Below are 19,905 nucleotides of genomic sequence, written 5' to 3' on the forward strand. Positions count from 1 at the left end.
TAGACCACCGGGATGAGGGGTCCCTTTTCGACGCCGATCACCCCGCTACCGGGGTCCTTTTTCCACGCCGATCCACAAGTTCCTCGGCGATGCGAGCATAGACGGCGCGCGACGTCGCTCCGGTATGCACCAGCGCCGACATTGCTTCGCGCAAGCCGATCCGCTCACGTGCGACGATCTCCTCAATCGAGGCGAGACTCTGCTCGAATACGGCGATGGCGAGCGTCTCCCGATCCGCGAAATTGCGATACAGCGTGCCGCGTCCCACACCGGCACGCGCGGCGATCTCCTCGAGCGCAACGGTAAAGCCACGTTCCAGGAAGAGTTCAGCCGCAGCGGCGATCAGTGCCTCGCGGCGGAGCTTCGCGTCTTTGCGCAACTGGGTTCCTTCGCGGCTGCGTTATTAGGCCCAAACCAACGACTTCTATTTACCGCATAATCACCCTACAATGCGCTTTGCCGCCCATCTGAACGAATATTTGCGCTGGCGCGTCCACTTACGTCGCGTCGATGACAGCAAGATCGAGCTCAGCCATAATCAGTTCGACATCGCCTCGACAACGTTCTTGACGCGCGCTTCCTGTGAGAACAAAACACGAACATATGATGAGCGCTAGCCTATTTCGTGCCGATACGCCGGATCGCGCGGCACGCATTGGCCTGCCATACACGTCGCCTCGTCCGTTCGACGCACATCGGCGAGGTGCTCAATCCGTGTCGAACACGGGCTCGCTCCATGATCCGGTTATAGGTCAGAGCGTCCGGCGTACGACATCGTACCCCCTCGATCTAACGCCATTCACCACGGCGGGCCTGACGTGAGCTACGCCGAGCTCCAGGTATCCACCCACTTCTGCTTTCTTCGCGGCGTGTCGTCGTGCGAGCAATTGTTCGCCACCGCCTCCGAGATGGAGATGCCAGCGCTGGGCGTCACCGACCGCAACTCGGTCGCGGGCGTCGTCCGTGCGATGGTGGCGGCGGAGAAGGTATCACGGCAGGGCAATGCCGTCCGCCTCGTCGCCGGCTGTCGGCTCGACCTCGTCACTGGCGCGTCCTTGCTCGTCTGGCCCGAAGATCTCGCCGCGTGGAGCCGGCTGACCCGCCTGCTGACGATCGGCAAGGCGCGCGCCCGCCCGCAGCACGGCGAGAAGGGGCAGTGCTTTCTCCATTGGGAGGACGTGGCCGACCATGCCGCCGGTCTGGTCGCCGCGCTCGTCCCCCCAATCGCCGGGTTGGCGGAGGGCGAGGTGCGCTGGATGGCCGACCTGTTCGGTTCCGGCTCAGGCGATCCGCGCGGTCACGTCTGCCTGACACAGCAGCGCCGGCCCGACGACGGCTATCGGCTTCATCATATCGCCGAGGTGTCACGGCGCTACGGATTGACGCCGCTGGTGACCGGTGACGTGCTTTACCACCACCCCGACCGGCGTTTGTTGCAGGACGTCGTCACCGCGATCCGCGAGAAACGCACGATCGACGACCTCGGCCAGCGTCGTGAGCGGTCGGCCGACCGTTGCCTCCACCCGCCGCACGAGATGGCGCGCCGCTTCGCACGCTTCCCCGATGCGCTCGCCGCGACGCTCGCGGTGGCGGAGCGCTGCACCTTCTCACCGCGCGACCTGCGCGACCAGTATCTCTATCCCGAAGAAGCCGTAATGGCGGGGCACACGCCGCAGCAAGCGCTGGAGAAGCTCAGCACCCGCGCGCTCGACCTGCGCTTCGACGGCCATCCGCCGCGCGCCTATCGCGACCTGCTGGCCAAGGAACTGGGGCTGGTCGCGAAACTCAACTACGCCGCTTATTTCCTGACCGTCCACTCGATCGTCGAGTTCGCGCGCAGCCAGGACATCTTGTGCCAGGGGCGTGGATCTGCGGCCAATTCGGTGATCTGCTTCGTGCTGGGCATCACCTCGATCGATCCCGTCGTTCACCAATTGCTGTTCGAGCGTTTCCTGTCGGAGAACCGCGCCGAGCCGCCCGACATCGACATCGACTTCGAGCACGAGCGCCGCGAGGAAGTGATCCAGTGGATCTACGAAACCTACGGCCACGACCATGCCGCGCTGACCGCAGTTGTTAGTCGTTTCCGTGCGCGCGGCGCGGTGCGCGAGGTCGGCAAGGCGCTGGGATTGTCGGAGGACATGACCGCTGCGCTCGCCGGACAGGTGTGGGGCTGGTCGGAGGAAGGCGTCGCCGACCGCCACGTCGACGCGCTCAACCTCGATCGCGGCGACCTGCGGCTCGCGCTCACGCTGGAGCTCGCGCGCGAGCTGATCGGCACGCCGCGTCACCTGTCGCAACATCCCGGTGGGTTCGTCCTCACCCGCGACCGGCTCGACCGACTGGTACCGATCGAGCCCGCCGCGATGGCCAACCGCTACGTCATCGAGTGGGAGAAGGAGGACGTCGAGGAAGTCGGCATGATGAAGGTCGACATCCTCGGCCTCGGCATGCTCGGCTGCATGCGCCGCGCGTTCGACCTGCTGGCCGAGCACAAGCAGGTCGACCTCACGCTCCATCATCCCGCGTTGCAGACCAACGACCCGGCCACGTTCAACATGATCCAGCGCGCCGACACATTGGGCGTGTTCCAGATCGAGAGCCGCGCGCAGATGGCGATGCTGCCGCGCATGCTGCCTACCAACTTCTACGACATCGCGATTCAGGTCGCGATCGTGCGGCCGGGGCCGATCCAGGGCGACATGGTCCACCCATATCTGAAACGCCGCGAGCAGCGTCGGCGCAATCCCGATATCGAATTCGATTATCCCAGCCCGGCGCTGAAAGCAGTGCTGGGCAAGACGCTGGGCGTGCCGTTGTTCCAGGAACAGGCAATGAAGGTCGCGATCGAGGGCGCAGGCTTCACGCCCGCGCGCGCCGACGAGCTGCGCAAGGCAATGGCGACGTTCAAGTACACGCAGGGCGTCGGCCAGTTCAAAACCGAACTGATCGAGGGCATGGCCGCGCGCGGAATCGGCCCCGAGTTCGCCGAACGGCTGGTCAAGCAGATCGAGGGCTTCGGCTCCTACGGCTTTCCCGAGAGCCACGCCGCCTCCTTCGCCAAGATCGCCTACGCCTCGAGCTGGATGAAATGCCACCACCCCGACGTCTTCTGTGCCGCGCTGCTCAACGCGCAGCCGATGGGCTTCTACGCGCCCGCGCAGATCGTGCGCGACGCGCGCGACCATGCGGTCGAGATCAGGCCGGTGTGCGTCATCGACAGCCAGTGGGACACCCGGCTGGTCGGCCAGGGTGAGGAGACGGGTGAGGCGGCGCACACGCGGTTGCCGCTCAGGCTCGGCATGCGGATCGTCCACGGCGTCGCGGTGCTCGACGCGGCGCGCATCATCGCCGCGCGCGCGGAGAAGCCGTTCCGCTCGGTCGAGGATCTGTGGCGCCGCTCGGGCGTGCCGCTCGCCACGCTGGAGAAACTGGCCAAGGCCGACGCCTTTCACGCGCTCGGGCTCGACCGGCGACAGGCGCTCTGGGCAATCCGCGGCCTGGGCGAGAAGCCGCTGCCGCTGTTGGAAGCGGCCGAGCGGCACGAGCCGCCGGTCAGCCTCGTGCCGCTCACCGCCGGGCGCGAGGTGGTGGAGGATTACCGCGCGACGCAGCTGACGCTACGCCAGCATCCGCTGTTCTTCCTGCGCTCGGACCTGGCGCGGCAGCGCGTGATCCCGTGCGCGGGCCTGCGCGACGTTCGCGACGGCCGCCGCGTCGAGATCGCGGGCATCATCCTGGTGCGGCAGAAACCCGGCTCGGCCAAGGGCGTGCTGTTCATCACGATCGAGGACGAAACCGGGGTCGCCAACATCATCCTGTGGCCCGACCGGTTTGAGGCGCAGCGCACCGTCGTGATGTCGTCGGCGATGATCGGCGTCACCGGCGTGGTGCAGCGCGACGGCATGGGGGAGAATGCGGTGATCCACGTCATCGCCGACCGCATCCATGATCGCACCGCGATGCTGCGCCAGGTCGGCGACATCGACATGCCGCGGCTGACCAGCCCCAGCGATGGTGCGACCCACCCCGGCTCCCCCGACCGCGGCGACGCCGGCTGGAAGGCACGCGTGCGCAGCGACTACCACCCCCCATTCCGCAACGGCTGCGACCCCGAGGACGTGATCCCGATCCGCAGCCACGACTTCCACTGACGCGGGTGAGTTCTGCCGTACTGGTGCGGTTTCCGACCAGCTCCCCGGATGTGATTCGGAAGTTCGCTTCCGGAACAGGGCAGGAGAAGGCAGCGGGATCCCGGATCAAGTCCGGAATGACGGTGGATCAAGTCGGTCGGAAACCGTTCGTGGAGTACAAAGACCTGGATGACGGCGCGGCAACGATCGAACAGCACTGAACCCGGATCAACGCTCGCCCGTGGTCCATCTCGTCATCCCGGACTTGATCCGGGATCCCGCTTCTCTTCTTCACCCATACGCGATCAGGGCGGGCACGCAGAAGTAGTTCCCACCCCGACCACTCACGCGAACGTGCCGTGGATGAACCACGTCATGTCGCCCGTCTCGACGCGCTGGCCGTCGCCGCGGCGGAACAGCCAGAAACGCTGGCCCGCCTCATCCTCGACCTGGAAATAATCGCGCACCGCCTGGCGCTCGGCGACGCGGCGCCACCATTCGCCGGTGATCCGCTCCGGCCCGTCGCCGCACACCACCTGGTGCATCTGCCCGCGCCAGCGGAACCGGCGTGGATAGGAATCGGGCAGTTCCGCCATCACATGGTCGATTGGCTCGGGCCGGCGCAGCAGCCGCGCCGGGCGCGGCCAGCGCGGGTGCCACGGATGCGCGACCTCGCGCGTGTCGAGGTGCCGCACGTCGTTATCGGTCAACCGCGCCCCCGCACCTGACGTCTGGTCGAGCGGCGCGGTCGACGCGACCGAGCGTTCGGGCACGTCGCTCTCGACCACGCGCGCGCGCCACAGCTTTTCGGCCCCAATGCGATTGACGATCGCATCGACCAGCGCCGCCAGATCGGGCACCGCCCGCTCCAGGTCGCCCGCCAGCGCTTCCGGCCCGAGCGGCTCGCCGCGGGTGACGTGGAGCGCCATGATCTCGATCCCGAAGCCGGGGTCGATCAACTCGATCCGCCGGGCGAGCAGCCGCAGCACGTGCGCCGGATCGCGCGTCGCGCGCGCGAAGCCGACGCGCACCACCTGCACCTCGCCGTCGACGCGCGTCAGCGCCAGCGCCAGCATGCGCGCGCCGCGCCCCTGCGCTCGCAATGCCTGCGCCAGCCCCGCGGTCAGGTGCGCCATCCAATGCGCGATCGGCTCGGCGGTCATGATCGGCTCGGCGAAGCGCTGCTCGACCATTACCGGTTCTTCGGGGATCACCGGGTCGAGCGGTTCGGCGACCGCGCCGGTCACCTGGTCGAGCCGCGCCGCCACCGCGCGCCCGAACCGCCGCGTCATCGGCGCGCGCGGCAGCGCGGCGAGCTGCGCGACGCGGTCGATGCCCAGCCGCCGCATCAGCTCGATCGCGGGTGCCTCCAGCCGCAGCGCTGCGACCGGATGATCGGCGAACGGCGCCAAACCGTGGCCGGGCGGCAGCAGTGCGATCGCTGCCTCTGGCGTGCCGGTTTCGCCGTACCGCGCGAGCGCCCAGGCCGCCGCGGGCGTGTCGGCCACCCCGACGCGCGCGGCGAACCCCAGCCTTGCCAACAGCCGCACGATCCGCCGCGCCATGCGCGCCTCGCCGCCGTGCAGATGCGCCACGCCGGTCAGGTCGATGAACAACCCGTCGGCGTCCGAGATCGCGACGCACGGTGACCAGCGTCGCGCCAGCGTCGTCGCCAGCCGGTCGAGCGCGGCGCGGTCGCCCACCGGATCGGCGTCGCGCACCGCGATGCCGGGGCTGGCGGCGCGCACCTGCGTCAGCGCCATGCCCGGTTCTATCCCGCACGCGCGTGCCGCCGGGCAGGCAGCGGCGACTTCGACGCGGCTGCCGATCTTGTGAACGGTGACGAGCGGCGCGTGCGCCGCGGCGCTAACCGGCAATGCGCGGGCAGGGCGCGCGGTCTCCGCCGGGCAGACGCGCGCCACCGTGCCCGCGGTGCTGCGCCCGGTGTCGAAGAACGGCTCAACCGGCCGCACGCGCGCGCCCGCATCGTTGGAGCCGACCCGCCCACCGGCATGTCGCCTGACGCTGTCCGGGCCGCTCATGCTCTTGCCGCTCGCGAACTGGTCCTGGTGTCGCGTCTCCGTCACGCTTGCGGCCTGGGTCGCGCTCGACGATCGATCGGTCACATTGCTGACCAGCACCACCGGTTCCGCTACGAGGCGCAAGGCCGGCGACGCAGATCGGTACGCTGCCATGGTCATACTCGCTGCCGCGTGATCGGCGGCCCCGTCACCTGCCGGTGACAGGCCAACTCGCGGATCGGCGCGCTCGACCTGCGACGCGACCAGCAACGGTGCTTCGCCCACCGCGGATGCGAGAAGCGGCGTACCCAAGTCGAGGGTTGTAACGCAGGACGCATGATCGTGCGCCGATGGCGATGCGGTGGCGTCACGCATCGCGGTGCTGGTTGCACGCGCGCGATCGCCGAGTTGCGGCGTCAGGCTCAGCGCCGCCGCCGGCCTGTCTTCCGAGCGCGTGAGGACACCCGATCGGTGGTCGCATACGGGCGCGGTGGCATGATCGTGCGTGGCGAGGATCACCAGCGGCGGGCAATCGCGAGCCGGCGTTGCCGGGTGCGTGTTCGACCGGCTCGACCCGCTCGATCCACCACCCCGCGCTTGGTGCGGGGTTCCACTCGCTTCGTGCGGAACAGCGAGGTGGGATGTCGGATCGGGACGGTTCGTATTACTCGAACGCCGCTCCGCTGCGGGCACGTCTGTCCCCGGCGGTGCGAGCGTCGCCGCCGCGATGGCGCGATCGACCGTCCCCGCTACGACCGCCGTCGGCGAAGGTGCGCGGACGTCACGCGGCCGGTCGTGCGAATAGCGAGTCTGCGCTTGCTCCGCCCCGCTTCCGCCGCATCGCCGCTGTCCCGAGGTCGGGCGCACGCCCTCGCCACCGAAGCGCACCGCGACCATGCCCGCGGCCGTTCCCGGCGCACTCATCGGCGCTGGGTCACTGCGCAACCCGCGCGACCTCAGCCCATGCGACCCCGGCCCGCGCGACGCCGTGCCGCCATCGTCGGCCGGTAATCGCTTGAAGGCGTGGTCCGCCGCCTCGCTGCGGCGTCCCATCTCGCGCATCGGCGGTCGTTGGTGCGCGTTCATCTGCGCGATGCGCTGCTCGACGTCGGCGCGGGCATCGTGCGCGTGATGCTTGCCCCCACGTTCGACGCCCTGTTTGCTCTGGCTCGCCGCCACCTCGCTGCGTGCCCAGCGCGCACCGGGGCGCCAGCCGCTGTTGCGCGGCGCGTCGCATTGCGTTCCGCCCTGTTCGGCGGCACCGGCGCGTTTCAGCGCAGCGAGTTCCTCGTCGATGCGCGCGTCCAGGCCACCGCCGGGCGCCCGCTCAGGCGGCGTGTGCTGCCGTTCCGCCCGCCGCACGCGGTCGATGGACCAATTTGGCAGGTAGAGCGATGCGACCCGTTTCATCGCTGGCCTCCACTGTGAGTTGAAAAGGTTCGCCGCCGCGCTGGCGCACGAGTGACAGGTGCCAGCGCGCGCGCCCGATGCCGGGGGTGGGGAGCGGGGTGCTGGGCGCGGAGCCGATGCGCCAGCGCGTCACCGCGGCGGACGGCGCGCCGAGCGGGTCCGCGCCCTCGCGCGCGTGTCGCTTCATCAGCAGCGCGATCGTGCGCCCGCCCTCGGCGGCGAGCTGCAATCGGCGCGTCGCGGGCATGCCGACGCGGCGCGCTTCGCCGATCACTGCGCCGAGCGCACGGTGGCGCAAGCCTTCCTCCATCAACGCCAGCACCTCGGCATCGTCGACCGCCTCGGCGTAGAGCACGCGCTCGGGCGCCAGGCCCACTTGGTAGAGTGCGGGCGCGAACAGGTCGCGGCGCCTGACCACCCACAGCACCGGCCCCCAGGCGCGCGCGGCGATGCCGGCCATGAACAAGGTAGCGCTGGCGTCGTCGCCCATCGACGGCGTCGCCGCCGTCACCTCGTGCAGCGCGTCGAGCCGGAGCCCGCTGTCGGCCAGTTTCGAGTCCACACCGCCGATGCCGAACGGCAATGTCTCGCGCCGGCGATGCCCGTCGCCCTCGATCGCGCGCAGCGTTTCGCGTAACTGCGCGAGCACGCCCGATTGCGTATCCAACTGTGGTTCGACCGATGGGGACACGGTGGTGATACGACTCGCTGCGTTAGTTGTTCCTATTTTGTTCTTTTCAGCCTGACCCTGTCAATCCACCGTCGACGGTGCGGCCGTCCTGACGCGAACATTGGCTGTGGATAATTTTTCGGGCACGTGACGACTGCGCTGCGACACGGCAGGCTGTCGATCGCAGCTTTGTTGCCGCCGACATGCTCGCGACTGGTGCGCGCCATTGCGCACGCGTTTGCGCTCGCCACGATGTTTCACGATTGTGCCACGCCGCAGCGCCGCTGTGCCGCCCCCCGACAGGCATGCGCCGCCCTTGAAACATAATTACAAATGCGATTAAGACGATCTCGAGCGTTCAGCCGTCGATGCACGATGGCGGATGCATGATGGAGAGTTACGTGGCGAGCGACGCGCGCACCGATATGCCGGCCCCAGACGCGACCGCGGTGTCGGGCCAGAACATGCCCCGCCTCTCGCTCCACGTGCCGGAGCCGAAGTTCCGCCCCGGCGACGCGGTCGATTTCGCCGACGTCGACGTGCCCCCCGCTGGCTCGGCGCGCCGCCCCGATACGGCGGAGGCCGCGAGCCAGTTCACCGATCTCGCCTACACGCTGGTGCGCGTTCTCGATGAGGACAACCAAGCAGTAGGCCCGTGGAACCCGCAACTCTCGCCCGACAAGATGCGGCGGATGCTGCGCCACATGGCGACCGTGCGCGCGTTCGACGAACGCATGTTTCGCGCGCAGCGGCAGGGCAAAACCAGCTTCTACATGAAGTCGCTCGGCGAGGAGGCGGTGGCGGTGTCCGCCGCGCACGCGCTCGACGCCGAGGACATGTGCTTCCCGTCATATCGCCAGCAGGGACTGCTCATCGCGCGCGGCTGCCCGATGGTCGACATGATGAACCAGATCTACTCGAACAAGGGCGACAAGCTGCAAGGCAAGCAGCTGCCGATCATGTATTCGGAGAAGCGCTTCGGCTTCTTCTCGATCTCGGGCAATCTGACGACGCAATATCCGCAGGCGGTCGGCTGGGCGATGGCCTCGGCATCGAAGGGCGATACCAAGATCGCGGCGACCTGGTGCGGCGAGGGGAGCACCGCGGAGGGCGATTTCCACTCCGCGCTGACCTTCGCGACCGTCTACCGCGCGCCCGTCATCTTCAACGTCGTCAACAACCAATGGGCGATTTCCAGCTTCTCCGGCTTCGCGGGTGCGGAGGCGACGACGTTCGCGGCGCGCGCGGTCGGCTACGGGATCGCCGGGCTTCGCGTCGACGGCAACGACGCGCTCGCGGTCTATGCCGCGACCGCCTGGGCGGCGGAGCGCGCGCGCACCAATGCCGGCCCGACGCTGATCGAGCATTTCACCTATCGTACCGAGGGGCACTCGACCTCCGACGACCCCACGCAATACCGCTCGGCCGGCGAGCCGACCGCCTGGCCGCTCGGCGATCCGATCACGCGGTTGAAGGACCATCTGATCGCCATCGGCGAGTGGGACGACGAGCAGCAGGCGGCGATGGACCGCGAGGTGGCCGAACAGGTGAAGGCGGCGCAGAAGGAGGCCGAGAAGAACGGCATCCTTGGTCACGGCCTGCACCAGCCGCTCGACACGCTGTTCGACGGCGTGTTCGAGGAGATGCCCTGGCACCTCCAGGAACAGCGCCAGCAGATGATCGACGAGGAAACTGCCAGTGGCCGGCCGTGGGATCGCAAGTAATGACTGACACGCGAGCAAGTGACGCGTCGACCGACGCCGGAGCGGACACGTCGGGCGACACCGTCCGCATGAACATGATCCAGGCGATCAACTCCGCGATGGACGTGATGATGGAGCGCGATTCCTCGATCGTCGTCATGGGCGAGGACGTCGGTTATTTCGGCGGCGTGTTTCGCGCCACCGCCGGCTTGCAGAAGAAGTTCGGCAAGACGCGCGTCTTCGATACGCCGATCACCGAGATCGGGATCATCGGCGTGTCGATCGGCATGGGCGCCTACGGCCTGCGCCCGGTGCCCGAAATCCAGTTCGCCGATTACATCTACCCGGCACTCGACCAGCTGGTCAGCGAGGCGGCACGGCTGCGCTACCGCTCGGGCGGCGAGTTCACCGCGCCGATCACGGTGCGCTCGCCGTTCGGCGGCGGCATCTTTGGTGGGCAGACGCACTCGCAATCGCCCGAAGGGCTGTTCACCCACATGTCGGGGATCAAGACGGTGATCCCATCGACGCCCTATGACGCCAAGGGTCTGCTGATCGCCGCGATCGAGGACAATGATCCGACGATCTTCTTCGAGCCCAAGCGCATCTACAACGGACCCTTCAACGGTCATTGGGATCGCCCGGCAGAAAACTGGTCGAAACATCCGGCGGGCGCGGTGCCTGAGGGTTACTATAAAATCCCGCTCGGCAAGGCGAACGTCGTGCGCGAGGGCGAGGCGGTGACAATGCTCGCTTACGGCACGATGGTCCACGTCTGCGCGCAGGTCGTCGCCGACACCGGTGTGGACGCGGAGATCATCGACCTGCGCACGCTCGTCCCGCTCGACATCGAGACGATCGAGGCGTCGGTGAAGAAGACCGGCCGCTGCCTGATCGTCCACGAGGCGACGCGCACCGGCGGGTTCGGCGCGGAACTGTCGGCGCTGGTGCAGGAGCGGTGTTTCTATCACCTCGAAGCGCCGGTGGAGCGCGTGACCGGGTTCGACACGCCGTACCCCCACAGCCTCGAATGGGCATATTTCCCGGGGCCGGTCCGCATCGGCCAGGCACTCAAGAAGATTCTGAAGGACTAAGGGCGATGGCGCGTTTCACCTTCAAGCTGCCGGACATCGGCGAAGGCATCTCCGAGGCCGAGATCGTCGCGTGGCACGTCGCCGTCGGCGACCGCGTCGAGGAGGATCAGCAGCTCGCCGACATGATGACCGACAAGGCGACCGTTGAGATGGAATCGCCGGTGTCGGGCATTGTCGTCGAACTCGCGGGCGAGGTCGGCGACCAGGTGTCGATCGGTGCCGCGCTGGTGGTGATCGAGACCGACGCAGCCGAGAGCGGAGAGACCGAAGCGGTCGCGCAGCCGACCGACGAGACGGGTAGCGACCTGTCGCCCGCCAAGGCGCAGCCTGACGTCGAACCCGCGTCTCCCGCGACCGACGAAGCCACGCTGGAAGCCGAAAACCCCGGCGTCGAGGAAGCGGCGGCGCAAAAGCCCTCTCCCCTCCGGGGAGAGGGTTTGGGTGAGGGGCAGCCCGGAAGCACTACGTCCAGCTCAGCCCCTCGCCCCGCAGGGGAGAAGGAGCAGGCGCGCGCCGTCCTCGCATCCCCCGCGGTCCGCGCCCGCGCGCGCGACCTCGGCATCGACCTCGCCGAGGTGAAGGCTGAGGGCGACCGCCTGCGCCACTCGGACCTCGATGCCTATCTCCGCTACGGCGCGGGCCAAGGCTACCATGCCCCGCACACCAGCCGCGCGCGCGAGGACGAACAGATCCGCGTCATCGGCATGCGCCGCCGTATCGCCGAGAACATGGCCGCGTCGAAGCGTCACATCCCGCACTTCACCTACGTCGACGAGATCGACGTGACCGAGCTGGAGCGGGTTCGCGCCGACCTGAACGCCAACCGCGGCAGCCGGTCCAAGCTGACCATGCTGCCGCTGATGATCGTTGCGATCTGTCGCACCTTGCCCGACTTCCCGATGCTCAACGCGCGCTACGACGACGAGGCGGGCGTCGTGACGCGTTCGGGCCGCGTCCATCTCGGCATGGCGGCGCAGACCGATGCGGGGCTGACCGTGCCCGTCATCCGCGACGCGCAGGACAAGAACGTCTGGCAACTCGCCGCCGAGATCACGCGGCTGGCCGAGGCGGCGCGCGCGAACAAGCTCAAGCCTGACGAACTCGGCAACGGCACGATCACCGTCACTTCGCTGGGGCCGCTCGGCGGCATCGCGACGACGCCGGTCATCAACCGTCCCGAAGTGGCGATCATCGGCCCGAACAAGATCGTCGAGCGCCCCGTCTTCCGCACCGGTAGCGACGAGGTGATCCGCGCCAAGCTGATGAACCTGTCGATCAGCTGCGACCACCGCGTCGTCGATGGCTGGGACGCGGCGAGCTACGTTCAGGCGCTCAAGAAGCTGCTCGAAACCCCGGTCCTGCTGTTCGCCGATTGAGCGTCGGCGAGGTGAGCCACTGGCTGCTCCGCTACCAACTCGCGCCCGATTACCTCGATCGGCGCGCGGGTCTTCGCGCCGCTCATCTGGCACTCGCCTGGGCGGCGAGCGACGCGGGTGACCTGTTGCTCGGCGGCGCGGTCGGCGATGCACCGACCCACGCCATGCTGTTGTTCACCTCCGCCGCAGCAGCCGAAGCATTCGCCGTCCGCGATCCGTACGTTACCCAAGGGCTGGTCACCGGCTGGCACGTCATCGAATGGAAGACCGTCGTCGGTCCCGAGGCTGCTACCCCGATCCGCTAACGGGGCATGTCAATCGTCGGCAGTCACCCCGACAATCGACCGAGGCACGCTGCAACCTCTGCCCGCTGAACGATTGCGCCAGCACGACGATGATCGCGGTAACCAGCAGGATGTGGATCCCACTCGTGACGTGAAGCCGAGCAGCCACGAAACCAGCAGGACGACAGCGATCGTCCACGACGTCGAAACAATCCTTGGCTACGTTCCTGACAGCGAGGCCGAGGCGATGGTCACTTCCTGCCAGCTGAAAAAATCAGTATCGGCGCATCGCACCTACGGCCGTACCGACGGGTAATAAGGCGACGGGGCAGGGGCGGGCGGCGGTGCCGGCGTGATCGGCGCGGCGGACGCATCCTCCAGCAACCGCCACCCGACCGGCAGATAATCGGTCGACATGTAGAAATAGAACGCACAGCGACGATCGCTGCGGTAGCTGCCGCCCTTGACCAGCCCGAACGCGCGGTTGCCCAGGAACACCGGCGCGCCGCTGTCGCCGCTTTGGCATTTCGGCCCCGCGACCGTCACCCAGGTCGGCAGGCACGCGCCGCCGCAGAGTTGCCCCGCCGGCGCGAACGACACCAACTCGACGGGCGCGCAGCTATAGCCGGTCCGCTCGCCGCGGTGGCACACCACGTCACCCGCCCGCGTGCTCGGCAGCGCACGCCGCCCCGCGACCCCGCGCGACACCGTCTTGGCAGTGTCGGCGAAGAAGCTGGGCGACAGCGCCACGTCGCTCGCATTGACCTGCACGTCCTGATAGCCCCAACCCCATTGCCCGACGAATGGCAGCGCCTGCCGCTCGCCGTTCGGCCCGACATAGCTCAGCTCGTCGGGGCAGTGCGCCGCGGTCGCGATGCCGGTCCGCGCGCCGTCGGTCACGACGAAGCCGGTGGTGCAGGCGTAGCGGCGTCCGTCCCCGGGATTGACGCCGACGACGCGCGCGCCGCCCTCTGCCGCCATGTTCGCGCTCGCCACCACGCGATCAATCCGCACGCGGACCGGCACGCCCGCTATTCCCGACAGGCGACTGGTCAACGCCCCCACGCCTTCGCGGTCGGCATCGCTCGGATTGACGATCACCACCAGCTCGCCGCTCGACAGGTCGATCCCCATCCCGGGCGGATGCGCCACCGCCGCGGCAAGTTTGGCCTGGTGCGAGGCGAGCGCGAGCTCCAATGCCCCGCGTGTCGCCGCCGCGCCGGTGCGGAACACGATCGGTACCGTCATCCCGCCCGCCATCACCACGCGGGCCGGCACCGGCGCGTCGCCGGTCAGCAGCACGACGATGCGATAAGCCGGGCGGTGCTCGATCGCGATCCCCGCCAGCCGGTCGGCCAGTTCGATCGCGATGGCGTCGGTGACCGCCACCGTTTCCTCCTGCGCCAGCAAGCGCGCGCGCGCCTCAGCGAGCGTCACGTCGTAGGCCCGCGCATATTCGCCCGCATCCTGCGCGATCGCGTCCGATGCGCTCTGCCGCGCTGGCGAGAGGATCGCGGACGGGGAGGGTGGCGATGTAGGGCTGGCCGTGGGCGATGGCGCAACCGCGCTCGCCGGCGGCGCGCCCGCGACCTGCGCCGCGCTCGCGATCGGCGCTGCCGCCGTCCACAGCGCCACCACCATTGCATCCATCCGCCGCTCGCGACCGTTCCTGCGCCACACTCGGCTGCTAGACACTGGGTTCCTGCTCGACACCGCGGTCTCTTACCGCTACCAGCCCGAACTTGTCCTGAACGAAGATGCGCGAGCGCCGAACAGGCGTGCTGCCCTTGCAGCCAACGCGCACCGACCCAATTTTGAAAGCCTCATGACCTTCCCGAACCTTCCCCAGCCTCTCGCCGAGGCGTTGTCCGCGCGCGGTTACGCCGCTCCCACCCCGGTCCAGGCGGCGGTGATCGAGCCCGACGCGCTCGGCCGCGACCTGATCGTCTCGGCGCAGACCGGCTCGGGCAAGACCGTTGCCTTCGGCCTCGCCATGTCGGGCGAACTGATGCCGGAGGGTAATCTGCCCCCCGCCGCCGCCCCGCTCGCGCTCATCATTGCGCCGACGCGCGAACTCGCGCTGCAGGTCAGCCGCGAGCTGCAATGGCTCTACGCTCCCGCGCACGCGCGCATCGCCACCTGCGTCGGCGGCATGGACGCCTCGCGTGAGCGGCGCGCGCTGAACGGCGGTGCGCACATCGTCGTCGGCACGCCCGGACGTCTCCGCGATCACCTTGAGCGCGGCGCACTCGACCTGTCGGCGATGCGCGCGGTCGTGCTCGACGAAGCGGACGAGATGCTCGACATGGGCTTCCGCGAGGATCTGGAGGAGATCCTCGATGCGACCCCCGACGAGCGTCGCACCCTGCTGTTCTCCGCAACGATGCCGCGACCGATCGTCGCGCTCGCCAAGCGCTACCAGAAGGACGCGCTGCGCATCGAGACCAAGGGCGAGGATCGCGGCCACGGCGACATCTCCTACGTCGCGGTGACCGTATCGCCCGCCGACATCGAACACGCCGCGATCAACCTGCTGCGCCTGCACGAGGCGGAAACCGCGATGCTGTTCTGCGCCACGCGAGACAACGTCCGCCGCCTGCACGCCAGCTTGCAGGAACGCGGGTTCGCCGCGGTCGCCTTGTCGGGCGAGCACAGCCAGAACGAGCGCAACGCCGCGCTCCAGGCGCTGCGCGACAAGCGCGCACGCGTCTGCGTCGCGACCGACGTCGCCGCGCGCGGCATCGACCTGCCGAGCTTGAGCCTCGTGATCCACGTCGAGCTGCCCCGCGACGCTGAGACACTCCAGCACCGTTCGGGCCGGACCGGCCGCGCGGGCAAGAAGGGCACCGCCGTCCTGCTCGTGCCCTATCCGCGTCGTCGCCGCGTCGAGATGATGTTGCGCGGTGCCAAGATCAACGTCGAGTGGACCAATCCGCCGACTGCCGACGACATCCGCGCCAGCGACCGCGAGCGGCTGGTCACAACGCTGCTTGAGCCGGTCGAGATCGATGAGGAGGATCGCGTCCTCGCACAGCGCCTGATCGCCGAAAAGTCGCCCGAGGACATTGCCGCGATGCTGGTCCAGGCGCACCGCGCGCGCCTGCCCGAGCCCGAGGAGCTGGTCGCCGCCACGCCCGAGGCGCAGCGCGCCGCGCAGGCCGACCGCCACCGCCCCGGCTTCGACGACACGCAATGGTTCGCGATGGATATCGGCCGCCGCCAGAATGCCGATCCGCGCTGGATCCTGCCTTTGCTCTGCCGCCGCGGCCACATCACCCGCAACGAGATCGGCGCGATCCGCATCGGTCCGAACGAGACGTGGTTCCAGGTGCCGAGCGCGATCGCGGCGAAGTTCAACGCCGCGGTTCAGCGCACCGCCAGCGAGGACGGCGAGGATGAGAGCGGCATCCGCATCGTGCCGGGTAATGGCCCCGCACCCGGCGGCAATGGTGCCCCGCGCAGTGGCGGCGCACCACGCACCGGCGGCGCATCACGCGGCGCGCCGATGCACCGTGTTCGCCCGACCAACCCCCGCAAACCGCAGGGCCGCCGCCCCTAACGCCACCTCGTCACCCCGGAGGTGATCCGGGGTCCCGCTTCTTCACGCAACGGCAAGATCGCCCGAGACGCTCAACCAACCCGCAACCGAACTCCCCCTCCCTGAAAGGGAGGGGTCGGGGGTGGGTCGGTTGCGCAAGATACGTCCGCGAGTGACCTGGCTTTCTACCTTTAAGGAGCGGGCGAGACCGCGCCGCCCCTACCGAGGCAACAACCCCGGCAGCACCGGCAACAACTCGCGCCCCAAAAACCCGATCGGTCCGACCGTCCGCGCCAGCGTCGCGCCCGCCTCGCCGTGCAGCCAAACCGCCCAACCCGCCGCAATCTCCGGGGCGGCGCCGCGTGACAGCAATCCCGCGATCACGCCCGCCAGCACGTCACCCGACCCGCCCGTCGCCAGCCCCGGCCCGCCACCTTCATAGTGGAGCAGCGCACCCACCGGCGTCGCGACAAACGTCGCCACGCCCTTCAGCACCACCACCGCATTGAACCGCTTAGCCGCCACGACCGCCTTCTCGCGCGGGTCGACACCCACCGCATCCACGTCGCAGTCGAGCAGGCTCGCCATCTCACCGTGGTGCGGCGTCAGCACCAGTCGCCCGTTCAGCCCGCACAACAGATCGGCATGCTTGCCCGCGCACGCGACTCCGACCGCGTCGAGCACCAGCGCGCCTTCATCAATCCGCGGCGCGATCCACTCCAGCGCCGCCACCGCAGCACCCTTGTCGCTGATGCCAGGGCCAAGCGCGATCGCGTGTGCGCGCCCGACCGACTCTTCCAGCGCCGCGCCCACGATCACCTCGCCATCGTCATCCTCGTCGAGCGGCACGCTGCCCGCCTCGGGAAAGGCGACGCCGATCATCGCCGCCACCGACCGCGCGGTCGCGATCCGCACCTTGCCCGCACCGCTGCGCAACGCCGCTTCGCCGGTCAGCAGCACCGCGCCCGGCACCGACCGACTGCCGCCGACTACCAGCACGGTGCCGCGACTGTCCTTGGTCACCTCGCCGGTCAGCGTCGGCAGCGGATGGGTGGCGCGCCACGCGGCGTCGATCGGCGTCATCCGCGCGCACCCACCATCGCGTCGGGCGCGGCGGTCACCGCGGCGTCGCTGCGCTCGCTGACCGGCGCGGTCTCGTTGTAGCGCACCAGCGACAGCGCGCCGCTCTTCCCCGCCTCGGGATCGAACGCATATTCGGTCACGGAGCAGTTCGCGACGTCGCCCGCCCGGTCGATCGCCAGAATCTGCGCCTCGTCCATGTTCTCGATTACGTAGCGCAGGCACAGCACCACCACCTGATGCGCGACGATCATCACGCGCTTCCCCGCGTAATGCAGCGCCACCGTGTCGAGCAGCGAGCGCAACCGGAAGATCACGTCGCACCAGCTCTCACCGCCGGGCGGGCGATGGTAGAATTTGCCGAGCAATCGCCGGAACTCGGCCTGCTGCGGCTCGTGGATCATCACCCCGTCGGTGGTGAGCCCGTCGAGCACCCCGAACTCCTTCTCGCGCAGCCGCTCGTCGAGGCAGATCGGCTCGTCCGCGTCGCACCCGCCATGCTCGCGGAACAGCCGTGCCGTCTCCAGCGCGCGCAGATAGGGCGAGGCGAGCAGCACATCCGGCCGCCCGTCCGCCTCACCAGCGGCGAACCAGCGCCCCAGGCCACGCGCCTGCTCGCGCCCGCGCTCCGACAGCGCCACGTCGACGTCGCGGACGTTCAGCGTGATCCGGTCCGCGCCCGCTGCCATCGCCGCGTCGCGCGCAACATTGCCCGCGCTTTCGCCATGGCGCACGATCCACAATCGCGCGGGCCAGCGGTCCGCCGACATCAGGCGCGTACGCCCAAGCTAGGTGTCTGTCTTGCCATCGCTTTCGGAACGGGGATCGTCACCCGCGGTTCCCGCCAACCCCAGATCGATGAAGCTGCGCCCCAGCCGCGGTGCCTCGACGCTGCGCTCGCGCTTGCTGAGCAATGCCGCGATGTAGGTCCAGCGCCGCCGCTCGAAGGAGCCCCAGGTGGTGCGCTCCAGCCGCTTGGCGATGTAGCGCTCCGCGCCCATCCCGCGCCGTGCGATCAGCACGTCGAGCCGCTCGCCCGCTTTGTCACGCCACCCGCGCGCGGCTCCGGTGAAGTAATCGAGCGCTGCCATTGACGATACGTTACCCGCGTGCGCTCACCCACTCAATCACCCCACTTAATCGCCGGCGAAGCTCAGCGCCGAGACCCGCCGCTCGCGCTCGTTCACCACCAGCGCCCGCGCGGTAGCGAACGCTGCGGACATGCCTCACGCAAGCACGCGCGGCACCCGAGTCCGATCGGCGTCGCCGCGCCGCCCATGTCGAGCCCGCGCGCCGCCGCCAGCGCCGCCGCCTGCTCGGCCGGCACACCGATCGACAGCGCGAACTCCGCCGCGACCGCACCCGTGCCGACCCCGACCGAGCGCGTCCCCGGCACCGCTACCTGCAGCGTGAACCAGCGCGCATGGTCCTCCAACTCGACCAGTTGCGCCTGCCACGTCCCCGGCCGGTCGAACACGTGATGCACCCGCCACAGCGGACAGCGCGCGTCGGCCGCGACCAGCGCCGCGCCGCTCGCCCCGGTGTAGCGTTTTGACACCTGACCCGCGCGATCGATCCGCAGCAGGAAGAACGGCAACCCGCGCGCACCGACGCGGGAGAGGGTGGTCAGCCGGTGCACAACCTGCTCGACACTCGCGCCGAAGCGATGCTGCAAGGTGGCGAGATCATACCCGCTCCCCTCACACGCGCGCACGAACCGCGCATACGGCATCATCACCGCCGCGGCGAAATACCCGGCGAGGTGCCGCCGAAACAATCGCTCCGCAACCCGGCTAGCGAACGCCGCCCCGCGTGCCAAGGCATCGATCTCGGTCCGCGCCTCTAACTGCGCCAACTGAAACGCCAGCGCGAAGGTCCGACTGGCGGGCGACAGCATCTCGCCCAGCTGCAACTGCCGCGCGTGCAGGTCGAGCCGGCGCAAATGGTCGGGCATCACCTCGGCGGGCAGGATGCGGATCGCGAGGCCGTGGCGCACCCGCAACCGCTCGGTCAGCGCGCCGTACAGGTCCGCGCCCGCCAGCCTCAGCTCATCGGCGACCCCTTCCGCCAGCGCATCGAGATCGGGAAAGTGGTTGCGCCAGCGGTCGATCTCGCGCCTGACCGCGATCGTCGGATCGTCGCCGTCGCTCGCCGTCACGGCACTCGCCACGCCGCCGCGGTCGAACGCGCGCGCGAACGCCTCCGCCCCGCCAGGCGCAGCAGCGAGCCACTCCTCCACCTCGCTGCGGTCAATCTCCAAATCGGCGAACAGCGGATCGGCCAGCCGCCGCCGGATCGCCTCCGCGCCACCGCCGGGTTCGCCCGCCACCAGCGCGCGCGGATCGAAGTCGAACACCTCCGCCATCTTGACCAACAGCCCGGTCGGCAGCGCGCGCTGGTTGCGCTCGATAAGATTGAGATAGCTCGGCGACACGCCCAGCATCTCCGCCATCGCCGCCTGCGTCAGGCCAGTGCGCCGCCGCAGCCGCCTGACCGCGTGGCCCCCCATCACCTTTTCGCGCGCCATCGTCCAACCTGTAAACGGATTTACAACACGACAGCTTCTACGCGGCTTTCACGCACCGCGCGACACGAA

General features: G+C 69.1%; 14 protein-coding genes and 1 pseudogene. 6 read left to right on the forward strand and 9 right to left on the reverse strand.

Annotated elements, in window-relative coordinates; genetic code table 11:
- Positions 1–37: 37 nt before the first annotated feature.
- Positions 38–379, reverse strand: a complete 342-nt coding sequence (locus HRV97_RS00005; RefSeq protein ID WP_174191670.1) for a helix-turn-helix domain-containing protein — start codon at positions 377–379, stop codon at positions 38–40.
- Between the two features lie 439 nt (positions 380–818).
- Between HRV97_RS00005 and HRV97_RS00010 the strand changes: the two genes are divergently transcribed.
- Positions 819–4,154, forward strand: coding sequence for an error-prone DNA polymerase (locus HRV97_RS00010; RefSeq protein WP_174191671.1), 3,336 nt, complete (start codon positions 819–821; stop codon positions 4,152–4,154).
- A 323-nt stretch (positions 4,155–4,477) separates the two neighbouring features.
- Here the strand turns inward: HRV97_RS00010 and HRV97_RS17305 are convergent, their stop codons facing one another.
- Positions 4,478–7,564 carry a Y-family DNA polymerase gene (locus tag HRV97_RS17305; RefSeq protein ID WP_246248465.1) on the reverse strand — a complete coding sequence of 1,029 codons (3,087 nt, stop codon included), beginning with the start codon at positions 7,562–7,564 and terminating at the stop codon, positions 4,478–4,480.
- Positions 7,482–8,231, reverse strand: a complete 750-nt coding sequence (locus HRV97_RS00020; RefSeq protein ID WP_174191672.1) for an ImuA family protein — start codon at positions 8,229–8,231, stop codon at positions 7,482–7,484. Before HRV97_RS00020 ends, HRV97_RS17305 begins: the two co-directional genes overlap by 83 nt.
- Positions 8,232–8,659: 428 nt before the next feature.
- On the opposite strand from HRV97_RS00020, the gene HRV97_RS00025 reads away from it, so the two are divergent.
- From HRV97_RS00025 to HRV97_RS00040, 4 genes are all read left to right on the forward strand, one after another.
- Positions 8,660–9,958: a 3-methyl-2-oxobutanoate dehydrogenase (2-methylpropanoyl-transferring) subunit alpha gene (locus HRV97_RS00025; RefSeq protein WP_174192542.1), complete on the forward strand. Its 1,299-nt coding sequence runs from the start codon at positions 8,660–8,662 to the stop codon at positions 9,956–9,958.
- 68 nt (positions 9,959–10,026) lie between these two features.
- The gene (locus HRV97_RS00030) at positions 10,027–11,031 is read left to right on the forward strand and encodes an alpha-ketoacid dehydrogenase subunit beta (protein ID WP_174192543.1); all 1,005 of its coding nucleotides are present in this window, start codon (positions 10,027–10,029) and stop codon (positions 11,029–11,031) included.
- 5 nt (positions 11,032–11,036) lie between these two features.
- Positions 11,037–12,407 carry a dihydrolipoamide acetyltransferase family protein gene (locus HRV97_RS00035; RefSeq protein ID WP_174191673.1) on the forward strand — a complete coding sequence of 457 codons (1,371 nt, stop codon included), beginning with the start codon at positions 11,037–11,039 and terminating at the stop codon, positions 12,405–12,407.
- A gap of 11 nt (positions 12,408–12,418) precedes the next feature.
- Positions 12,419–12,712, forward strand: coding sequence for a YciI-like protein (locus HRV97_RS00040; protein ID WP_174191674.1), 294 nt, complete (start codon positions 12,419–12,421; stop codon positions 12,710–12,712).
- A gap of 9 nt (positions 12,713–12,721) precedes the next feature.
- On the opposite strand, the gene HRV97_RS17840 is transcribed toward HRV97_RS00040, so the two are convergent.
- Both HRV97_RS17840 and HRV97_RS00045 read right to left on the reverse strand, forming a co-directional pair.
- Entirely contained in the window at positions 12,722–12,904 is a 183-nt protein-coding gene (locus HRV97_RS17840; protein WP_425505722.1) for a DUF5670 family protein, read from the reverse strand.
- Positions 12,905–12,985: 81 nt separating this feature from the next.
- A complete protein-coding gene (locus HRV97_RS00045) occupies positions 12,986–14,386 on the reverse strand; it encodes a chymotrypsin family serine protease (protein WP_343044398.1) in 1,401 nt (466 codons plus the stop codon).
- Positions 14,387–14,516: 130 nt separating this feature from the next.
- Between HRV97_RS00045 and HRV97_RS00050 the strand changes: the two genes are divergently transcribed.
- Complete coding sequence (locus HRV97_RS00050; RefSeq protein ID WP_246248466.1) at positions 14,517–16,250, forward strand: DEAD/DEAH box helicase; 1,734 nt, start codon at positions 14,517–14,519, stop codon at positions 16,248–16,250.
- A 198-nt stretch (positions 16,251–16,448) separates the two neighbouring features.
- Here HRV97_RS00050 and HRV97_RS00055 read toward each other — a convergent pair whose 3' ends face one another.
- The 4 genes and pseudogenes from HRV97_RS00055 to HRV97_RS00070 form a co-directional block, all read right to left on the reverse strand.
- Complete coding sequence (locus tag HRV97_RS00055) at positions 16,449–17,312, reverse strand: NAD(P)H-hydrate dehydratase (RefSeq protein ID WP_174191675.1); 864 nt, start codon at positions 17,310–17,312, stop codon at positions 16,449–16,451.
- The gene (locus HRV97_RS00060; RefSeq protein ID WP_174191676.1) at positions 17,309–18,079 is read right to left on the reverse strand and encodes a histidine phosphatase family protein; all 771 of its coding nucleotides are present in this window, start codon (positions 18,077–18,079) and stop codon (positions 17,309–17,311) included. The genes HRV97_RS00055 and HRV97_RS00060 overlap by 4 nt, the downstream gene beginning before the upstream one ends.
- An 18-nt stretch (positions 18,080–18,097) precedes the next feature.
- Positions 18,098–18,400, reverse strand: a complete 303-nt coding sequence (locus tag HRV97_RS00065; protein WP_174191677.1) for a hypothetical protein — start codon at positions 18,398–18,400, stop codon at positions 18,098–18,100.
- A 45-nt stretch (positions 18,401–18,445) separates the two neighbouring features.
- Positions 18,446–19,836, reverse strand: a pseudogene (locus tag HRV97_RS00070) (helix-turn-helix domain-containing protein).
- Positions 19,837–19,905: the final 69 nt, after the last annotated feature.

This window comes from Sphingomonas hominis, assembly GCF_013328205.1.
GTDB lineage: Bacteria > Pseudomonadota > Alphaproteobacteria > Sphingomonadales > Sphingomonadaceae > Sphingomonas > Sphingomonas hominis.